We start from the raw sequence: 17,567 nt of genomic DNA on the forward strand, positions 1-17,567 counted from the left end.
CTCATGGAGACTGGAATGAAAAAGAAGACCCTCGCGCGCCTCTCTACTCTGTGCTTTGCGGCTGCGGCGGCGAGTGTGGCGGTGATGAGCACGAGCGCCAATGCCGCCGACGGCAACACGGTGAAGATCGGCTTCGTCACCGACATGTCGGGCCTCTACGCGGACATCGACGGACAAGGCGGACTCGAAGCGATTCGCATGGCGATCGCGGACTTCGGCGGCAAGGTGAACGGCAAGCCGATCGAACTGGTGTATGCGGATCACCAGAACAAGGCGGACATCGCGGCGTCGCGTGCGCGCGAGTGGATCGACCGCGACGGCGTGAACGTGATCATCGGCGGCACGAACTCGGCGACGGCGCTTTCGAGCGCGCAAGTGGCGGCGGAGAAGAAGACGCCGTACATCAACATCGGCGCGGGCGCGGACAACCTGACCAACGAGCAATGCTCGCCCTACACGGTCCACTACGCCTACGACACCATGGCGCTCGCGAAGGGCACCGGTTCCGCGGTGACGAAGCAGGGCGGCAAGTCGTGGTACTTCCTGACGGCCGACTACGCGTTCGGCAAGGCGCTGGAAAAGAACACGGCTGATGTCGTGAAGGCGAACGGCGGCCAGGTGCTCGGCGAAGTGCGCCATCCGCTGTCGGCGTCGGACTTCTCGTCGTTCCTGCTGCAGGCGCAGGGATCGAAGGCGCAGGTGCTCGGCCTCGCGAACGCGGGCGGCGACACGATCAATTCGATCAAGGCCGCGAAGGAATTCGGCATCACCAAGTCGATGAAGATCGCCGCGCTGCTGGTCTTCATCGCCGACATTCACAGCCTCGGCCTCGAAACCACGCAAGGACTGGTGGCGACGGATAGCTGGTACTGGAACAAGGACGACAAGACGCGCGCCTGGGCAAAACGCTACTTCGACAAGATGAAGAAGATGCCGGGCAGCCTGCAGGCGGCGGATTACTCGGCCGTCACGACGTACCTGAATGCAGTGAAGGCGGCCGGCACGACCGACAGCGACAAGGTCATGGCGCAGCTCAAGAAGGCGAAGATCGACGACTTCTACGCGAAGGGCTACATCCGCGAAGACGGCTCGATGATTCACGACATGTACCTGATGGAAGTGAAGAAGCCGTCGGAATCGAAGGAGCCGTGGGACTACTACAAGATCACCGCGACGATTCCGGGCGATCAGGCGTTCGGCACCAAGGCCGAATCGCGCTGCAAGCTCTGGAAGTAAGCGTTCGGTAGCGCGCAAGCGTTCGCGCGGCGGGCGGCCGAAAGGTCGCCTCGCCGTCGCAACCGCGTCAACACGTTTCTGACGGCAGGTTCAATGGAAATATTCGGCATTCCGCTCGCCGCAATGATGAGCCAGCTGCTGCTCGGGCTGGTGAACGGCTCGTTCTACGCGATCCTGAGCCTCGGGCTCGCGGTGATCTTCGGCCTGCTCAACGTCATCAATTTCGCGCACGGCGCGCTCTTCATGCTGGGCGCGATGCTCGCGTGGATGGGCTATTCCTACTTCAACATCCCGTACTGGGCGATGCTGCTGCTCGCGCCGATCGTGGTCGGCCTGTTCGGCGTGGTCATCGAACGTTCGATGCTGCGCTGGCTCTACAAGCTCGATCATCTCTACGGGCTTCTGCTCACGTTCGGCCTCACGCTCGTGATCGAAGGCGTGTTCCGCTCGGTGTACGGTTCGTCGGGGCAGCCGTACGACGTGCCTTCGCTGCTTCAGGGCGCGACCAATCTCGGCTTCATGTTCCTGCCGAACTATCGCGCGTGGGTGGTCGTCGCGTCGCTCGTCGTGTGTTTCGCGACGTGGTTCGTGATCGAAAAGACGCGCATCGGCGCTTATCTGCGCGCGGGCACGGAGAATCCGAAGCTCGTCGAGGCGTTCGGCGTCAACGTGCCGATGATGATCACGCTCACCTACGGCTTCGGTGTCGCGCTCGCGGCGTTCGCGGGCGTGCTGGCGGCGCCCGTGATCCAGGTGTCGCCGCTGATGGGCCAGTCGATGATCATCACCGTGTTCGCGGTCGTCGTGATCGGCGGGATGGGCTCGATCATGGGCTCGATCCTGACCGGCCTGCTGCTCGGCGTGATCGAGGGCTTCACGCGCGTGTTCTATCCGGAAGCGTCCGCGACGGTCGTCTTCGTCATCATGGCGATCGTGTTGATGATTCGCCCGGCAGGACTCTTCGGCAAGGAAAAATGATGCAGAGAAAAGCGCTCTATGGCCTGTTGCTGATCGGCCTGATTGCGGCGCCGTTCGTCGGCGTGTATCCGCTGTTCATGATGAAGGTGCTGTGCTTCGCGCTGTTCGCGGCGGCGTTCAATCTGCTGATCGGCTATACCGGGCTGCTGTCGTTCGGGCACGCGATGTTCCTCGCGACCGCCGGCTACGTCGCCGGGTATGCGATCCAGTCGCTGAACTTCACGCCGGAGCTCGGCGTGATCGCGGGCACGGCGGCGGCGACGCTGCTCGGGCTCGTAGCCGGTCTGCTCGCCATTCGGCGCCAGGGCATCTACTTCGCGATGGTCACGCTCGCGCTCGCGCAGATGGTGTACTTCGTGTTCCTGCAGGCGCCGTTCACGCATGGCGAAGACGGTCTGCAAGGCGTGCCGCGCGGCAAGCTCTTCAACGTGCTCGATCTGGGCAACGACATCACGCTCTACTACGTCGTGCTCGTCGTGATGCTGCTAGCGTTCGCGCTGATCGTGCGCATCGTGCATTCGCCGTTCGGGCAAGTGCTGATCGCGATCAAGGAGAACGAGCCGCGCGCGATTTCGCTCGGCTACGACACGGCGCGCTACAAGCTGCTCGCGTTCGTGCTGTCGGCGGGTCTAGCGGGTTTCGCGGGCGCGATGAAGACGGTCGTGCTCGGCTTCGAAACGCTCGGCGACGCCTACTGGACGATGTCCGGCCTCGTCGTGCTGATGACGCTCGTCGGCGGCATGAGCACGATGTTCGGGCCGTTGCTCGGTGCGGCGATCATCGTCGCGCTGGAAGACAAGCTCGGCGACATCGGCAGCGGCATTGCGCGGATCACGGGCGTGTCGTGGTTCAATTCGCTGGGCGAATCGGTGACGATCGTGACGGGGTTGATCTTCATCGCGTGCGTGCTGGCGTTCCGTCGCGGGATCGTCGGGGAGATCATCGCGCGGGTTCGGCCGCTGCAAGGCTGACGCGATTTAGTTGGAAATACGAACGAATCGGGCACTTGCGAGAAGACCGCTGTATTGCAAGAAATACGCCCTTTTGAGGTGCTTTTATGCACCACTAGGGTAAATGCTAGGTTGTCGCATACTGATGCGTTCTTTAATATGCGTCCTAGTTCTGTTGCACCCAGATTTTTTGAGGTGGAGAACGAGGAGACATGAGGCACAAAGTGCCCGACCGAAAAGCGCTGTTGGATGATTCCAACAGCGCTTTTTTTATTCCCCATCGATAATACGAACAAAATCCCGCGATTGATTTTAACGCGGGTTTTCCCGGGGTTTCCAGCGCACGCTAAACCCTTCAAAACGCTTGCTGCGCGGTGGTTTCGTCCGCTAAACTGCATTTCCCGACCCGATGGTCGGTGATTCACGGCGGGCGCGAATCAGCGGCATATTCGCAGGCAATTCTCCACGCAGAAAACTGATTTACGGGGCGCAAATCAATGAAGTTGGCTTTACGCGGCAAGGCGGTCGCAATGGCCGTCGCGGCAGTTTCCATTAGTTTCTCGGCGGCATTCAGCAATCCCGTTCTGGCGGACGTGAAAATCGGCGTGACGGTCTCGGCGACGGGCCCGGCGGCTTCGCTCGGCATTCCGGAAAAGAACACCGTCGCATTGTTGCCGAAGGAAATCGCCGGGCAGAAGGTGGAATACATCGTTCTCGACGACGCCACCGATTCCACCCAGGCCGTGAAGAACGCGCGCAGGCTGACGAGCGAAGATCACGTCGACGCGCTCGTCGGTTCGACGGTCGTCCCGAATTCGCTCGCGATGATCGACATCGCCTCCGAAACGCACACGCCGATGATTTCGATGGCTGCGGCCGCGAGCATCGTCGAACCGATGGACAGCAAGCGCGCGTGGGTCTTCAAGACGCCGCAGAACGACATTCTGATGGCCACCGCGATCGCCCAACACATGTCGAATCACGGCGTAAAGACGGTCGCGTTCATCGGCTTTTCCGACGCTTACGGTGAGAGCTGGTTCAAGGAATTCTCGAAGGCCGCCGATCTGGCGAAGCTGAAGATCGTCGCGAACGAGCGCTTTGCGCGCAATGATGCATCGGTGACGGGTCAGGTGCTCAAGATGATGTCGCAAAACGCGGACGCGGTGCTGATCGCGGGCGCTGGCACGCCGGCCGCGCTGCCGCAGAAGACGCTCAAGGAGCGCGGCTACAAGGGCAAGATCTATCAGACGCACGGCGTTGCCAATAACGATTTCCTGCGCGTGTGCGGCAAGGATTGCGAAGGCACGTTCCTGCCCGCGGGCCCGTTGCTCGTCGCGGAGCAGTTGCCCGACAGCAATCCCGTGAAGCAGGCCGCGCTCACGTACAAGAAAGCCTATGAAGGCGCATACGGCGCGGGTTCCGTGTCGACGTTCGGCGGTCACGCGTGGGACGCGGGCCTCATTCTGCAGCGCGCGATTCCCGTCGCGTTGAAGAAGGGCGAGCCGGGCACGCCGGCGTTCCGCGATGCGTTGCGCGCGGCTATCGAAGAGACGAAGAATCTGCCTGCATCGCACGGCATCTTCAACATGAGCTCCAACGATCACTCCGGACTGGACCAGCGCGCGCGCGTGATGGTGGAGATCGTCGGCGGCAAGTGGAAGCTCTCGGGCAACTGACGCATTCGCATGTGAACGATTCGGAGAACAAAGGCGCGTTAGCAACACAACGCGCCTTTTTTTCTGTGCGGTGCAGCAAGAACCCGAAGCGAAGAAGAGGGCGCGAAGCCTCGATCGCAACGGCGCAACGGTCAGGGAAAACCAGCCTTGGCACGCAGTAACGCGGTAAATAGATTGGGGCGGCTCTTTGGTTAGCCCAGGGAAGCAGCATCGATAACAACTCGCAGCAGCGCACCGCAGGGGTGCGTGAACCGCAAGTCGCGTTTGGAGACAAGCAATGAAAACGAAGAAGGCATGGATCAGGACGGGCATCGCGCTCGCCATCGCGGGCAGCGTGCTCGCAGGATCGGGCGCGGCGTTCGCTCAGGTGAAGATCGGCGTGACGCTCTCGGCGACGGGACCGGCCGCATCGCTCGGGATTCCCGAGAAAAATACCGTCGCGCTGCTGCCGAAGGAAATCGGCGGGAAATCGGTCGAATACATCGTGCTCGATGACGGTTCCGACACGAGCCGCGCCGTGCAGAACACGCGCAAGCTGATCGATGAAGATCACGTCGATGCGATCGTCGGCTCGACTGTGACGCCGAACTCGCTCGCGATGATCGATGCGGCCTCCGCCGGCAAAACGCCGATGATCTCGATGGCCGCGTCCGCAGCGATCATCGCGCCGATGGACGCGAAGAAGTCGTGGGTCTTCAAGACGCCGCAAAACGACGCGCTGATGGCCGATGCAATCGCGAGCTACATGGAGAAGCACGGCGTGAAGACGGTGGGTTTCATCGGCTTCGCGGATGCCTACGGCGACGGCTGGTACAACGTGTTCAACACGGCGGCGGCGGCGCACAAGCTGAAGATCGTCACGAACGAGCGCTATAACCGCACGGACACGTCCGTGACCGGCCAGGTCCTGAAGACGATGGGCGCGAACCCGGACGCGGTGCTGATCGCGGGCGCGGGCACGCCGTCCGCGCTGCCGGCGAAGGCGCTGAAGGAGCGCGGCTACAAGGGCAAGGTCTATCAGACGCACGGCGTCGCCAACAACGACTTCCTGCGCGTCTGCGGCAAGGACTGCGAGGGCGAGATTCTGCCCGCGGGCCCGGTGCTCGTGACCGAGCAGTTGCCGGACAACAACCCGGTGAAGAAGTCGTCGGCCGCCTACAAGGAAGCGTATGAGAAGGCGTATGGGGCGGGTTCGCTGTCGACCTTCGGCGGGCATGCATGGGATGCGGGCCAGATGCTCCAGCGCGCGATTCCCGAGGCGCTGAAGAAGGGCCAGCCGGGCACGCCGGAATTCCGCGAAGCGCTGCGCGCGGCGCTGGAAAACCTGAAGGATCTGCCGGTGTCGCACGGCATCATGAACATGACGCCGACCGATCACAACGGCTTCGACAATCGCGCGCGCGTGATGGTGCAGATCGTCGACGGCAAGTGGAAATTGCTGAACGACTAAGCGTCAGGGGACGCGCTTCATCGCGCGTTCTTGTTTCATGATTTCGAGATGAACGAGCGGCGCACCGGAAACGGCGCGCCGCTTTGAACATTTTCCGGCGGCTGTTATTGAGGCGCCTGTTTCAAAAGAAGCTTTGAAGAGGAAGTATGGACTTATCGATTGCGGCGATCCTCGCGCAGGACGGGATCACCACGGGCGCGATCTACGCCTTGCTCGCGCTCGCTCTGGTGCTCGTGTTCTCAGTGACACGCGTCATTTTCATTCCGCAGGGCGAGTTCGTCGCGTATGGCGCGCTCACGCTGGCCGCGCTGCAAACGCAGAAGCTGCCCGCGACCTGCTATCTGCTCATCGCGATGGGCGTCGGCTGCTTTGTCGCGGAACTCGCTGGTATCGTTCGGCATCCTGCACGATATCACCAGATCGGACGCTTGCTCGCCGTGCTGGCGGGCAAGTATCTGCTGTTTCCCGTCGCGGTCTGGGGAATCACGCAGGCGGCCTTCGCACAGCCTCTGCCGATGATCGTGCAGATCGCGCTGACGCTTCTGATCGTCGTGCCGATGGGACCGTTCGTCTATCGCCTCGCGTATGAGCCGATCGCGGAGGCGAGCACGCTGTTGCTGCTGATCGTGGCGGTGGCGGTGCACTTCGCGATGGTCGGCCTCGGGCTCGTGATGTTCGGCGCGGAAGGCTCGCGCACGACGGCGTTTTCGGACGCCACGTTCAATCTCGGCAGCGTGTCGATTTCCGGACAGAGCTTGTGGGTCGTCGGCACGGCGGTGGTGTTGATCGCTGCGTTGTACTTCTACTTCGATCGGTCGATTTCCGGGAAGGCCTTGCGCGCGACGTCGGTGAACCGGCTGGGCGCGCGGCTCGTGGGCATCGGCACGACGCAGGCAGGCCGCCTCGCGTTCACCCTCGCGGCGGGCCTGGGCGCGCTGTGCGGCGTGCTCGTGGCGCCGATCACGACCATTTACTACGACTCCGGCTTTCTGATCGGCCTGAAGGGCTTCGTCGGCGCCATCGTCGGCGGTCTGGTGAGCTATCCGCTCGCGGCTGCGGGCTCGCTGCTGGTGGGTCTGCTCGAATCGTATTCGTCGTTCTGGGCGAGCGCGTACAAGGAGGTGATCGTCTTCACCTTGATTATTCCGGTCTTGCTGTGGCGCAGCCTGGCAAGCCCGCATTCGGATGAAGACGAGGAGTAAGCCGATGAAATTCCGTTCTTTTTGGATCTTTTTGTTGATCGTCTTCGCTCTGCCGATCCTGCCTCGGCCGGTCGCCGTGCCCGAGTACTGGATCACGCTGCTGAACTACATCGGCCTGTATTCGATCGTCGCGATCGGACTCGTGCTGCTGACCGGCATCGGCGGAATGACGAGCTTCGGGCAGGCTGCGTTCGTCGGCGTAGGCGCGTATGCGACGGCCTTCCTGACGACGCGATACGGTGTCTCGCCGTGGCTCGCGCTGATCGCGGGCGTCGTGCTGACGGCGTTCATCGCGCTGTTGCTCGGCCTCATCACGATGCGCCTCTCCGGGCACTTCCTGCCGCTCGGGACGATCGCGTGGGGGCTGTCGTTGTTTTATCTGTTCGGCAACATGGAACTGCTGGGCAAGTACGACGGCATCAACGGCATTCCCGTGCTCAATGTGTTCGGCTGGGAGCTCGAATCGGGCCGCAGCATCTATTACCTGATCTGGGTCGTGGTATTGCTCGCGGTGATTTCTGTTCAGAATCTGCTTAATAGCCGTCCTGGGCGTGCGATCCGCGCGCTGCGGGGCGGTGGCACGATGGCCGAAGCGATGGGCATCAACACCGCGTGGATGCGCGTCGTCATCTTCGTCTATGCAGCGGTTCTCGCGGCCATTTCCGGGTTCCTGTACGCCCACTTGCAGCGTGCGGTGAATCCGACGCCGTTCGGACTGAATCACGGTATCGAGTTCCTGTTCATGGCGGTGGTCGGCGGCGTCTCGCATGTCTGGGGTGCGATTCTCGGCGCGACGATCCTCACCGTTCTGCAGGACTATCTTCAGACGCTGCTGCCCAAGCTGCTCGGCGCGAACGGCAATTTTGAGATCATCGTTTTCGGTGTCTTGATGGTGTTGTTGCTGCAATACGCGCGACAGGGCGTCTGGCCGTTCGTGGCTCGCCTTTTCCCGCGCGGGCCGCGTGCGCACGTCCCGGATCACGGCGATGTTTTGCCGCAGCGCAGCAAGCCGAACGCGGGCGAGCGCTTGCTGGTGGTGGAAAAAGCGCGCAAGCAGTTCGGCGGGCTCGTCGCGGTCAACGATGTGAGTTTCGAAGTAAAGGCGGGCGAAATCATCGGGCTGATCGGCCCAAATGGCGCGGGAAAATCCACGACCTTCAATCTCGTGACGGGCGTGCTTCAGGCCACGAGCGGGGCCATCAGTTTTCACGGGGAGCGCATCGAAAAGCTCACTTCACGTGAAATCGTCAAACGTGGCATCGGTCGGACGTTTCAGCACGTCAAGATGCTTCCGGGGATGACGGTGCTGGAGAACGTCGCAATCGGTGCGCATTTGCGCGGCAACACTGGCGTCTGGCGCAGTGTCGTGCGATTGAATGCTGCCGAGGAAGCGCGCTTGATGTCCGAAGCTGCGAAGCAGATCAAGCGTGTGGGTCTAGAGAAGCATATCTATAGCGAGGCCGGCAGTCTGGCACTTGGCCAACAGCGGATTCTAGAAATCGCCCGGGCGTTGTGCTGCGACCCGACTCTTCTCTTGCTCGACGAACCCGCGGCGGGTCTGCGTTATCAAGAAAAGTTGCAATTGGCCGAGTTGCTGCGGAAGCTGCGCGCTGAAGGGATGAGCATTCTGCTGGTCGAACACGACATGGATTTCGTAATGAATTTGACCGATCGGCTCGTCGTAATGGAGTTCGGGACGAAGATCGCGGAGGGCTTGCCAACCGAAGTCCAAAAAGATCCGGCGGTTCTCGAAGCGTATCTGGGCGGGGTGGAGTGATGGCAAAGGAATCGAATACGGCCGAGAATCCGATTTTGCAGGTCGACGGCTTGTCGGTGCGCTATGGCAAGGTCGAAGCGTTGCACGATGGCAAGCTTACCGTCGGGCCAGGGCAAATCGTTTCGGTCATCGGGCCGAACGGCGCAGGTAAATCGACGCTCCTCAACGCGATCATGGGCGCGTTGCCGCAAACGGGGCATGCCAAGGGCGTCGTGCGATATCTCGCTGAAGATGTGTCCGCGCTGGCGATTGAACGTCGCGTTTCACGTGGAATGTGTCTGGTGCCGGAAAAGCGTGAATTGTTCGCGACGATGACGGTTGAAGACAATCTGGTGCTCGGTGCATATCGACGCAAGCTGGCGGGCGAGCGTAACTTCCTCGACCAACTCGATCACGTGTTCGAGCTTTTCCCGCGGCTGAAGGAGCGGCGGAAACAGGCGGCCGGGACGTTGTCGGGCGGGGAGAGGCAAATGCTGGCGGTGGGCCGTGCGTTGATGGGCAAGCCGCAGCTACTCATGCTCGATGAGCCGAGCCTCGGACTTGCGCCGCTGATTGTTAAGGAAATTTTTCACATCATCAGCGCGCTTCGTCAGACGGGCGTTGCGACGCTGCTGATCGAGCAAAACGCACGCGCTGCCTTGCAGATTTCTGACTATGGCTATGTGCTTGAGACGGGCGAGTTCGCGCTGGAAGGAAACGCAGACGCGCTCCAACACAATCCGCAAGTCATCGAAACCTATCTCGGTTTGACGAAGAAAGTCGCGTAAGCACGCGGCTGAAGTGCCATCAGAAGGCGTGTTTCACGTGGAACACGCCTTTTTTTCGTCCTCGGCCGATCGGTCGAATTCGAGGCAGAGAAGAAGCCGTTATAATCCAAAGTTATTCTCTCTCCCAGGTTCGTGTCGTTCGCACACGAGATCCCAATGCTTTATCCCACAGAATTTGATGTGATCGTCGTTGGCGGCGGTCACGCAGGCACAGAGGCGGCGCTCGCCTCTGCACGTATGGGCTGTAAGACCCTTCTTTTGACCCACAATATCGAGACGTTGGGTCAGATGAGCTGCAATCCGTCGATCGGCGGGATCGGTAAGGGCCATCTTGTCAAGGAAGTCGACGCGCTCGGCGGGGCAATGGCAGCGGCGACGGACGAATCGGGGATTCAGTTCCGCATTCTCAACTCGTCGAAGGGGCCGGCTGTGCGGGCAACGCGCGCGCAGGCCGATCGTCTGCTGTACAAGCAGGCAATCCGACATCGACTCGAAAATCAGCCCAATTTGTGGCTGTTTCAGCAGGCCGTCGACGATTTGATGGTCGAAGGCGATCGAGTTGTCGGCGCGGTGACGCAGGTTGGGCTTCGTTTTCGAGGCCGCGCGGTCGTGCTGACTGCTGGCACCTTCCTCGACGGGAAAATTCACGTCGGACTGAATAACTACGTCGGTGGCCGGGCGGGCGATCCTGCCGCAGTATCGCTTTCGGCGCGGCTCAAGGAGCTAAAGCTGCCCCAAGGCCGTCTCAAGACGGGCACGCCTCCGCGAATCGATGGCCGGACGATCGATTTTTCCAAGCTCGAAGAGCAGCCGGGCGATCTTGATCCGATCCCTGTGTTCTCGTTCCTTGGGCGCGTGGAGCAGCATCCGCGTCAACTGCCTTGCTGGGTGACTCACACGAACGCCCAGACGCACGACATCATCCGCTCCGGGCTCGATCGGTCGCCGATGTATACAGGCGTGATCGAAGGCGTCGGACCGCGATATTGCCCGTCTATCGAAGACAAGATTCATCGTTTTGCTTCGAAGGACGCGCACCAGATCTTTCTGGAGCCGGAAGGGTTGACCACGAATGAATTCTATCCGAACGGCATTTCCACCAGTCTGCCTTTTGACGTCCAGCTCGAACTCGTTCGCTCGATGCGCGGCCTTGAGCATGCGCACATCCTGCGACCTGGCTACGCGATCGAATATGACTATTTCGATCCGCGCGCGTTGAAGGCTTCGCTCGAAACGAAGGCGATCAACGGACTGTTTTTTGCAGGGCAGATCAATGGTACGACTGGCTACGAAGAGGCTGCTGCTCAGGGCTTGCTGGCGGGTATCAACGCGGGTTTGCAGGTTCAAGGGAAAGAAGCCTGGTCGCCGCGCCGCGATCAAGCGTACCTAGGCGTCCTTGTCGATGATCTCGTCACGCGTGGTGTGTCAGAGCCGTATCGGATGTTCACGAGTCGCGCCGAGTACCGCCTGTCGCTGCGCGAAGACAACGCGGATATGCGTCTGACGGAGATCGGGCGCGAGTTGGGTGTCGTCAATGACGTCCGCTGGGACGCCTTCAGCCGCAAGCGCGATGCTGTTTCACGTGAAACACAACGCCTTCGTTCTACGTGGGTCAATCCGAAGACGCTTCCGGCGGAAGAGGCGACAGTGTTACTGGGTAAGCCGATCGATCACGAATATAGTCTTGCCGATCTTCTGCGACGGCCCGGCGTTTCTTACGACGGAATCTGTTCGCTCCGTGATGGCGCTTGCGGTCCCGAGACATCACTCGCTGATGATCCGATCCTGCTCGCTCAGATCAAGGAGCAGATCGAAATTGGTGTGAAATATCAGGGCTACATCGATCGTCAGGCGGACGAAATCGTGCGGAATGGAGCGCAGGAAAATACGCGCCTGCCGGAAGCTCTCGACTATAACGAAGTCCGAGGTTTGTCCTTTGAGGCCCGCCAGAAACTCATTCAGCATCGCCCGGAGACGATCGGGCAGGCTTCGCGTATCTCGGGCATCACGCCGGCCGCGATCTCGCTTCTCATGGTTCATCTGAAGCGCGGCGCTGGCCGCCGTGGTCGCAATGCGGCTGGCGACGATTCGATTGCCGATAACCCGACGGCGGTTCAATGACGGAGCGCAATCCATCCTTGGCGACGACGCTCGAGAAGGGCGTCGCCGAACTCGATATTGCGCTGTCGCCCTCGCAAATTCAGAAGCTTCTCGATTACGTCGCGCTGCTCGGCAAGTGGAATTCCGTCTACAACCTGACGGCGATCCGCGATCCGCAGCAGATGCTGATTCAGCACATCCTGGATTCGCTCGCGATCGTTCCGGCAGTCTCCGCGCGCAAGCCTGCCACAGCGCTGGATGTCGGCTCCGGAGGCGGCCTACCTGGCATCGTACTGGCGATCGCGCTGCCGGAACTGCGCGTCACGCTCAATGACATCGTTCACAAGAAAACCGCGTTTCAGTCGCAGGCTAAGGTGCAATTGGGTCTGAACAATCTGTCGGTTGTGACTGGTCGCGTCGAAAGTTTACGTCCGGGAGTCGAAGTCCCGGGAAAATTCGATTTAATCGTGTCGCGCGCATTCGCAGAGCTCTCCGATTTCGTTACACTTGCGCGTCACCTGGTTGCCGACGATGGGCGAATTCTGGCGATGAAGGGCGTCAGGCCCGAAGCCGAAGCCGCGCGTGTGCCGGCGGGCGCAACAGTGCTCGGCATCGGGCGACTGAACGTTCCGATGCTCGACGCGGAACGACACATCGTTGAGATTGCCGTCGAGCCAGCTTGACGGTCCGTCGTACAGGTTCCATCCAGCATTCCAGCCAGGCACGCTGATCTTCTGACAGCGAAAAACGAGGACACTAAACGATGGCAAAAATCTTCTGCGTCGCAAATCAGAAGGGCGGCGTTGGAAAGACCACGACAGCGGTCAATCTCGCGGCCAGCCTCGCAGGGCTCGACCAGCGCGTGTTGCTGATCGACCTCGACCCGCAGGGCAACGCGACCATGGGCAGCGGCATCAACAAGGCCGCGTGCGAGAACACTGTCTATGAAGTGCTCGTCGATGGCGTCACGCTGCGCGAGGCGCGTACGCGCCCGGAAGCCGTCGGCTACGACGTACTGCCCGCAAACCGCGAGCTGGCGGGCGCCGAAGTAGAACTCGTGCAGATGGAAAATCGCGAGGGCATCCTTCGGGCGGCGATCGCCGAGGTAGTCGATGACTATGACTTTGTACTGATCGATTGCCCCCCGGCACTCTCGTTGCTGACGCTCAACGCGCTGTGCGCAGCCCACGGTGTCGTGATTCCCATGCAGTGTGAATATTTCGCACTGGAGGGATTGTCGGACCTCGTGAACACCATCAAGCAAGTGCATGCGAATCTGAATCGCGATCTCAAGGTCATCGGCCTGCTGCGTGTGATGTTCGATCCCCGAATTACGCTGCAGCAACAAGTGTCGGACCAATTGAAGGAACACTTTGGCAGCAAGTTGTTCGACGTTGTGATCCCGCGCAATGTGCGCCTTGCCGAAGCGCCGAGCTACGGACTGCCTGGCGTCGTTTTCGACAAGTCGTCGCGCGGCGCGCAGGCGTATATCCAGTTCGGCACGGAAATGATCGAGCGTGTGCGTGCGCTCAACGTCAACTAAGCAAAACCCATTCGATGCGACAGAGAACGCTGACGGAGGAACCGAAATGAGCGCTGTGATGAAGAAGAAAGGTCTAGGCCGAGGCCTGGATGCATTGCTCGGCGGCAGCGTCGATATTACGGAAGCCGTGCGCGGCGAGGGCGCGCCCTCGGTGTTGTCGCTCGATAAGATGCAGGCCGGCAAGTACCAGCCGCGCACGCGGATGGACGAGGGCGCGCTCCAGGAACTCGCGGCGAGCATTCGCGCGCAGGGCCTGATGCAGCCGATTCTCGTGCGCTCCATCGGCGACGATCGCTATGAAATCATCGCGGGCGAGCGACGTTTCCGTGCCGCGCGCCTTGCGGGACTCGACGAAGTTCCGGTGCTCGTGAAAAACGTGCCAGATCAGGCCGCCGCCGCGATGGCGCTGATCGAGAACATTCAGCGTGAGGATCTCAACCCGCTGGAAGAGGCGCAGGGCATCCAGCGTCTGCTCGACGAATTCCGCTTTACTCACGAACAGGCGGCCGAAGCGGTCGGGCGTTCGCGCAGCGCCGTATCGAATCTGTTGCGTTTGCTGAACCTCGCATCGCCCGTTCAGACCATGCTTCTCGCCGGCGATCTCGACATGGGCCACGCGCGCGCGCTACTCGCGGTCGATGCGGCGACGCAAATCCAGCTTGCCAATCACGTCGTCAATCGCCGTTTGTCGGTTCGTGAAACCGAACGCTTGGTGGCGGCGACGACCAAGGAAGCGCCTGCGACAAAAGCACGCGCCGCAAACGACGGCGGACGTGATACGCGTCGTCTGGAAGAAGAGCTGTCGGATCTACTTTCCGCGAACGTGAAGATCAAATTGGGCGGAAGAGGGCGGGGCAAAGTCACGATCGATTTCGGCAATCTGGACTCGCTCGAAGGCATCCTCACCAAGTTGCGCGGCAGTATCGAAGCCCCGACTCCCGCCAACTGATTCGCACGGATCTTGTCCGAATTCAACGCGAAGCGCACGCGTTCCGACTTCCTCGCGCTTATCTGGAGGACCGTCTCGAAAGAGCCGGTTCTCGCGATTCTCATCTTCGCGCTGCTCGCGCTGCAGATCGCGCATCCGCGTCCGTGGATGTCGCTGCCCGGTCTCGTCGACTGGCAGACGGTGCTCACGCTAGCCGGCCTCCTGATTCTGACGAAGGCGATCGAATTATCAGGATTCCTGATGTGGGCGGCGCATCGGCTCGTGCATCACATTCATGGCGAGCGGACCCTGGCGCTGCTGCTCGTGGCGCTTGCTGCGGGGCTTTCGACCGTGCTGACCAACGACGTCGCGCTCTTTGCCGTCGTGCCGCTCACATTGTCGCTGCACAAGCTCGCACCGCTGCCGATCAAGCGGCTCGTCATCGTGATCGCGCTCTCGGTCAACGCGGGTTCGATTCTCACGCCCCTTGGCAACCCGCAGAACCTCTTTCTATGGCAAACGGGCGGCGTCGGTTTCCCCGCGTTCGTGTGGGCGATGCTGCCGCTATGCGCCGCGTTGATGGCGCTGCTTGGCATCGTCACGTTCGCGATGTTCCGCGCGAAACCGCTCGATCTATCCGGCGATGTCGAAGAGCACCGCGTCGATCGCATGTTGTGCGGCGTGAGTGTGCTTGCATTCGCTATATTCGTGGCGCTCGCCGATGCGCATCATGTCGGCCCGGCGCTTGCCGCGCTCGCGATCGTCTTCCTGCTGTGGCGTCGCGAGATCGTGTTCAGGATCGACTGGCTGCTGCTGCTCATCTTCGTGATGATGTTCATCGTGCTGCGTAGCGCGGCCGCGTTGCCATCGATTCACGCAGCCATCGCCCAAGTTGGAATCGGCACGCCAGCGCGCGCGTATGCGGCCGGCGCCGTGCTCTCGCAAGCGATCAGCAACGTGCCCGCGGCCATCGTGCTCGCGGAATTCACGAAGGACTGGCGCGCGCTCGCATTCGGTGTCAGCGTCGGTGGATTCGGCGTGGCGATCGGCTCGCTGGCCAATCTCATCGCCGTGCGATTGTCCGGTGAAAAGGGTATGTGGATGCCGTTTCACATGGTGTCGATACCATTCTGGATCGTGGCAATGGTCATCGGTTGGGCGCTCGTTTGACGCTCACCGAAGGCTCTGCCATCGAATGAGAATCTCCTTGCAATTGCAAGAAAAGTCTCGCTTTTGAGATTGATTTCTAAGCTTCGTCCGCTTGGCTTTTGACACACCTAAACTATTGAATCCGCGACAACAATCGCTTACAATCGCCCGGATTTATCAGCTAGGCCACCTCGAAAGCGCAGCGAAAGCGCAGGGTGATTTTCCGGACTCTTGGTTGAAGGTTTGAAGACGGTGCGAGAGGAAAATCGAGCGCCGAACGCTCACGCAACCGGCGATGCGAACGCCTCCGGAAATCAGCCGCGCAGTTCGTCTGCCGACGCGTGGGATGCCGAAGCGCAAGATAACAATATCGTTCCGCTCACGCGGGATCAGGCACAGAAGCTGTTTGGGCCCGAGGTGAGTCGTCCATCGCGTGTCACGCCGTTTAAGGTCGTGGCAGCGCAAATGGTTTTGTCCCTGGGTGCGACGCTGCTTTGGTGGCTGTTCTACAAGCCGCCGGGTGATGCTGCGCTGTCCGCATTTCTGGGGGGAGCAATCTGCTGGGTGCCGAGCGCTTTGTTCGCCGCGCGCCTGAGGGCGAAGAGCGGCGCGGAGACGATCATGAGCTGGATGATCGGCGAGGCGCTCAAGATGGGAGCGACGATCGCCATGTTCGTGGCGGTCGCGTACTGGTACAAGAGCGCGTTGTGGTTGCCGCTGCTCGTCACGTACATCGTCGCCCTGAAGACTTACTGGGTTGCAATGGCGCTACGGTGACGATTCTTGACGTCCCAGGTAAGTGCCTGCAGCACAGGTTGCAAGTAGCATCACATATGAAGACGTGCGGACCCTGTTCCGCACTCAGGCCTCTCGACCCGGAGCCGCTCAGCGAAGCGGCGGCTCGGAAGCGACAGGCGGCGAAAGATTTTTGACAATTTGGGTGGCTTTAACGATATGGCAGCTAGCGAAGGAACGCACGCTCTGGATCCGTCCGAGTACATTGCGCACCACTTGCAGAACCTTTCCACGCACGCACAGACGTCGATTTTCGACATCCACGTCTGGAATCTCGACACGCTTTTCTGGTCGATCGTGTGCGGTCTCGTAACCATCCTCATCCTCGGTCTTGCCGCACGCAAGGCGACCTCCGGTGTTCCCGGGCGGTTCCAGTGCGCCATCGAGATGCTGGTCGAAATGGTCGAAGATCAGTCGAAGTCGATGATTCACGGCAGCCGCCGTTTCATCGCTCCGCTCGCGCTGACCGTGTTCGTCTGGGTCGCCCTGATGAACTCGCTGGACTTCATCCCCGTTGATTTGCCGGGCCGTGTCATCGGCTGGCTGGGTCTGTCGGAAGCGCTGCCGCATCATCGCATCGTGCCGACGGCCGATCTGAACGGCACCATCGGCATCGCGCTCGGCGTGTTCGTGCTGATGATCTACTACAACTTCAAGATCAAGGGCGCCGGCGGCTTCGTGCATGAGCTGCTGTCCGCTCCGTTCGGCGCGCATCCGCTTCTGTGGATTCCGAACCTCGCGCTGAACATCATCGAGTTCGTCGCCAAGACGGTTTCGCTCGGCATGCGGCTTTTCGGCAACATGTACGCCGGCGAGCTGCTGTTCCTGCTGATCGCCCTTCTGGGCAGCATGTGGACGTTCGGTGCGGACGCTTCTGTGCTCGGCTTCATCGGCCACGTGGTCGCGGGCACGGTTTGGGCGATCTTCCACATTCTGATCGTGCTGTTGCAGGCGTTCATTTTCATGATGCTGACGCTGGTGTATATCGGCCAGGCGCATGACTCACACTGACGCGT

The 17,567-nt window shown here is 60.9% G+C and carries 15 protein-coding genes; all 15 read left to right on the plus strand.

Features of this window, described 5'->3' with window-relative positions; genetic code table 11:
• Positions 1 to 15: 15 nt before the first annotated feature.
• The 15 genes from PQR08_RS13960 to atpB all read left to right on the plus strand — a co-directional run bounded on the left by PQR08_RS13960 (position 16) and on the right by atpB (position 17,562).
• Entirely contained in the window at positions 16 to 1,236 is a 1,221-nt protein-coding gene (locus PQR08_RS13960; RefSeq protein WP_035499375.1) for an ABC transporter substrate-binding protein, read from the plus strand.
• A 93-nt stretch (positions 1,237 to 1,329) separates the two neighbouring features.
• Complete coding sequence (locus PQR08_RS13965) at positions 1,330 to 2,214, plus strand: branched-chain amino acid ABC transporter permease (RefSeq protein ID WP_035499373.1); 885 nt, start codon at positions 1,330 to 1,332, stop codon at positions 2,212 to 2,214.
• A complete protein-coding gene (locus PQR08_RS13970; protein WP_238210491.1) occupies positions 2,214 to 3,185 on the plus strand; it encodes a branched-chain amino acid ABC transporter permease in 972 nt (323 codons plus the stop codon). Before PQR08_RS13965 ends, PQR08_RS13970 begins: the two co-directional genes overlap by 1 nt.
• Before the next feature lie 476 nt (positions 3,186 to 3,661).
• Complete coding sequence (locus tag PQR08_RS13975) at positions 3,662 to 4,840, plus strand: ABC transporter substrate-binding protein (RefSeq protein WP_408161515.1); 1,179 nt, start codon at positions 3,662 to 3,664, stop codon at positions 4,838 to 4,840.
• A gap of 277 nt (positions 4,841 to 5,117) precedes the next feature.
• Positions 5,118 to 6,290: an ABC transporter substrate-binding protein gene (locus PQR08_RS13980; RefSeq protein ID WP_408161517.1), complete on the plus strand. Its 1,173-nt coding sequence runs from the start codon at positions 5,118 to 5,120 to the stop codon at positions 6,288 to 6,290.
• A 146-nt stretch (positions 6,291 to 6,436) separates the two neighbouring features.
• Complete coding sequence (locus tag PQR08_RS13985) at positions 6,437 to 7,492, plus strand: branched-chain amino acid ABC transporter permease (protein WP_035499368.1); 1,056 nt, start codon at positions 6,437 to 6,439, stop codon at positions 7,490 to 7,492.
• Between the two features lie 4 nt (positions 7,493 to 7,496).
• Positions 7,497 to 9,269, plus strand: a complete 1,773-nt coding sequence (locus tag PQR08_RS13990; RefSeq protein ID WP_408161519.1) for a branched-chain amino acid ABC transporter ATP-binding protein/permease — start codon at positions 7,497 to 7,499, stop codon at positions 9,267 to 9,269.
• Complete coding sequence (locus PQR08_RS13995; RefSeq protein WP_408161521.1) at positions 9,269 to 10,036, plus strand: ABC transporter ATP-binding protein; 768 nt, start codon at positions 9,269 to 9,271, stop codon at positions 10,034 to 10,036. The genes PQR08_RS13990 and PQR08_RS13995 overlap by 1 nt, the downstream gene beginning before the upstream one ends.
• A gap of 156 nt (positions 10,037 to 10,192) precedes the next feature.
• Positions 10,193 to 12,157 carry a tRNA uridine-5-carboxymethylaminomethyl(34) synthesis enzyme MnmG gene (gene mnmG, locus PQR08_RS14000; protein ID WP_408161523.1) on the plus strand — a complete coding sequence of 655 codons (1,965 nt, stop codon included), beginning with the start codon at positions 10,193 to 10,195 and terminating at the stop codon, positions 12,155 to 12,157.
• Positions 12,154 to 12,819 carry a 16S rRNA (guanine(527)-N(7))-methyltransferase RsmG gene (rsmG, locus tag PQR08_RS14005; protein ID WP_408161525.1) on the plus strand — a complete coding sequence of 222 codons (666 nt, stop codon included), beginning with the start codon at positions 12,154 to 12,156 and terminating at the stop codon, positions 12,817 to 12,819. The genes mnmG and rsmG overlap by 4 nt, the downstream gene beginning before the upstream one ends.
• 80 nt (positions 12,820 to 12,899) lie before the next feature.
• On the plus strand, positions 12,900 to 13,679 hold the full coding sequence (locus PQR08_RS14010) for a ParA family protein (protein ID WP_238209372.1): 780 nt from the start codon (positions 12,900 to 12,902) through the stop codon (positions 13,677 to 13,679).
• Positions 13,680 to 13,725: 46 nt separating this feature from the next.
• Positions 13,726 to 14,628, plus strand: a complete 903-nt coding sequence (locus PQR08_RS14015) for a ParB/RepB/Spo0J family partition protein (protein WP_035499361.1) — start codon at positions 13,726 to 13,728, stop codon at positions 14,626 to 14,628.
• A 12-nt stretch (positions 14,629 to 14,640) separates the two neighbouring features.
• Entirely contained in the window at positions 14,641 to 15,777 is a 1,137-nt protein-coding gene (locus PQR08_RS14020; protein ID WP_408161528.1) for an SLC13 family permease, read from the plus strand.
• Positions 15,778 to 15,987: 210 nt separating this feature from the next.
• Complete coding sequence (locus tag PQR08_RS14025; protein ID WP_029672587.1) at positions 15,988 to 16,533, plus strand: ATP synthase subunit I; 546 nt, start codon at positions 15,988 to 15,990, stop codon at positions 16,531 to 16,533.
• 177 nt (positions 16,534 to 16,710) lie between these two features.
• Positions 16,711 to 17,562 carry a F0F1 ATP synthase subunit A gene (atpB, locus tag PQR08_RS14030; protein WP_187608089.1) on the plus strand — a complete coding sequence of 284 codons (852 nt, stop codon included), beginning with the start codon at positions 16,711 to 16,713 and terminating at the stop codon, positions 17,560 to 17,562.
• The last annotated feature ends 5 nt before the right edge of the window (positions 17,563 to 17,567 follow it).

The sequence above is a fragment of the Caballeronia jiangsuensis genome (assembly GCF_046030135.1).
Taxonomy (GTDB): Bacteria; Pseudomonadota; Gammaproteobacteria; order Burkholderiales; family Burkholderiaceae; genus Caballeronia; species Caballeronia jiangsuensis.

Bases quoted from the DNA above. Each gene is read 5' to 3' on its own strand.
- PQR08_RS13960 (WP_035499375.1), top strand. From the start codon at position 16: ATGAAAAAGAAGACCCTCGCGCGCCTCTCTACTCTGTGCTTTGCGGCT.
- PQR08_RS13965 (WP_035499373.1), top strand. From the start codon at position 1,330: ATGGAAATATTCGGCATTCCGCTCGCCGCAATGATGAGCCAGCTGCTG.
- PQR08_RS13970 (WP_238210491.1), top strand. From the start codon at position 2,214: ATGCAGAGAAAAGCGCTCTATGGCCTGTTGCTGATCGGCCTGATTGCG.
- PQR08_RS13975 (WP_408161515.1), top strand. From the start codon at position 3,662: ATGAAGTTGGCTTTACGCGGCAAGGCGGTCGCAATGGCCGTCGCGGCA.
- PQR08_RS13980 (WP_408161517.1), top strand. From the start codon at position 5,118: ATGAAAACGAAGAAGGCATGGATCAGGACGGGCATCGCGCTCGCCATC.
- PQR08_RS13985 (WP_035499368.1), top strand. From the start codon at position 6,437: ATGGACTTATCGATTGCGGCGATCCTCGCGCAGGACGGGATCACCACG.
- PQR08_RS13990 (WP_408161519.1), top strand. From the start codon at position 7,497: ATGAAATTCCGTTCTTTTTGGATCTTTTTGTTGATCGTCTTCGCTCTG.
- PQR08_RS13995 (WP_408161521.1), top strand. From the start codon at position 9,269: ATGGCAAAGGAATCGAATACGGCCGAGAATCCGATTTTGCAGGTCGAC.
- mnmG (WP_408161523.1), top strand. From the start codon at position 10,193: ATGCTTTATCCCACAGAATTTGATGTGATCGTCGTTGGCGGCGGTCAC.
- rsmG (WP_408161525.1), top strand. From the start codon at position 12,154: ATGACGGAGCGCAATCCATCCTTGGCGACGACGCTCGAGAAGGGCGTC.
- PQR08_RS14010 (WP_238209372.1), top strand. From the start codon at position 12,900: ATGGCAAAAATCTTCTGCGTCGCAAATCAGAAGGGCGGCGTTGGAAAG.
- PQR08_RS14015 (WP_035499361.1), top strand. From the start codon at position 13,726: ATGAGCGCTGTGATGAAGAAGAAAGGTCTAGGCCGAGGCCTGGATGCA.
- atpB (WP_187608089.1), top strand. From the start codon at position 16,711: ATGGCAGCTAGCGAAGGAACGCACGCTCTGGATCCGTCCGAGTACATT.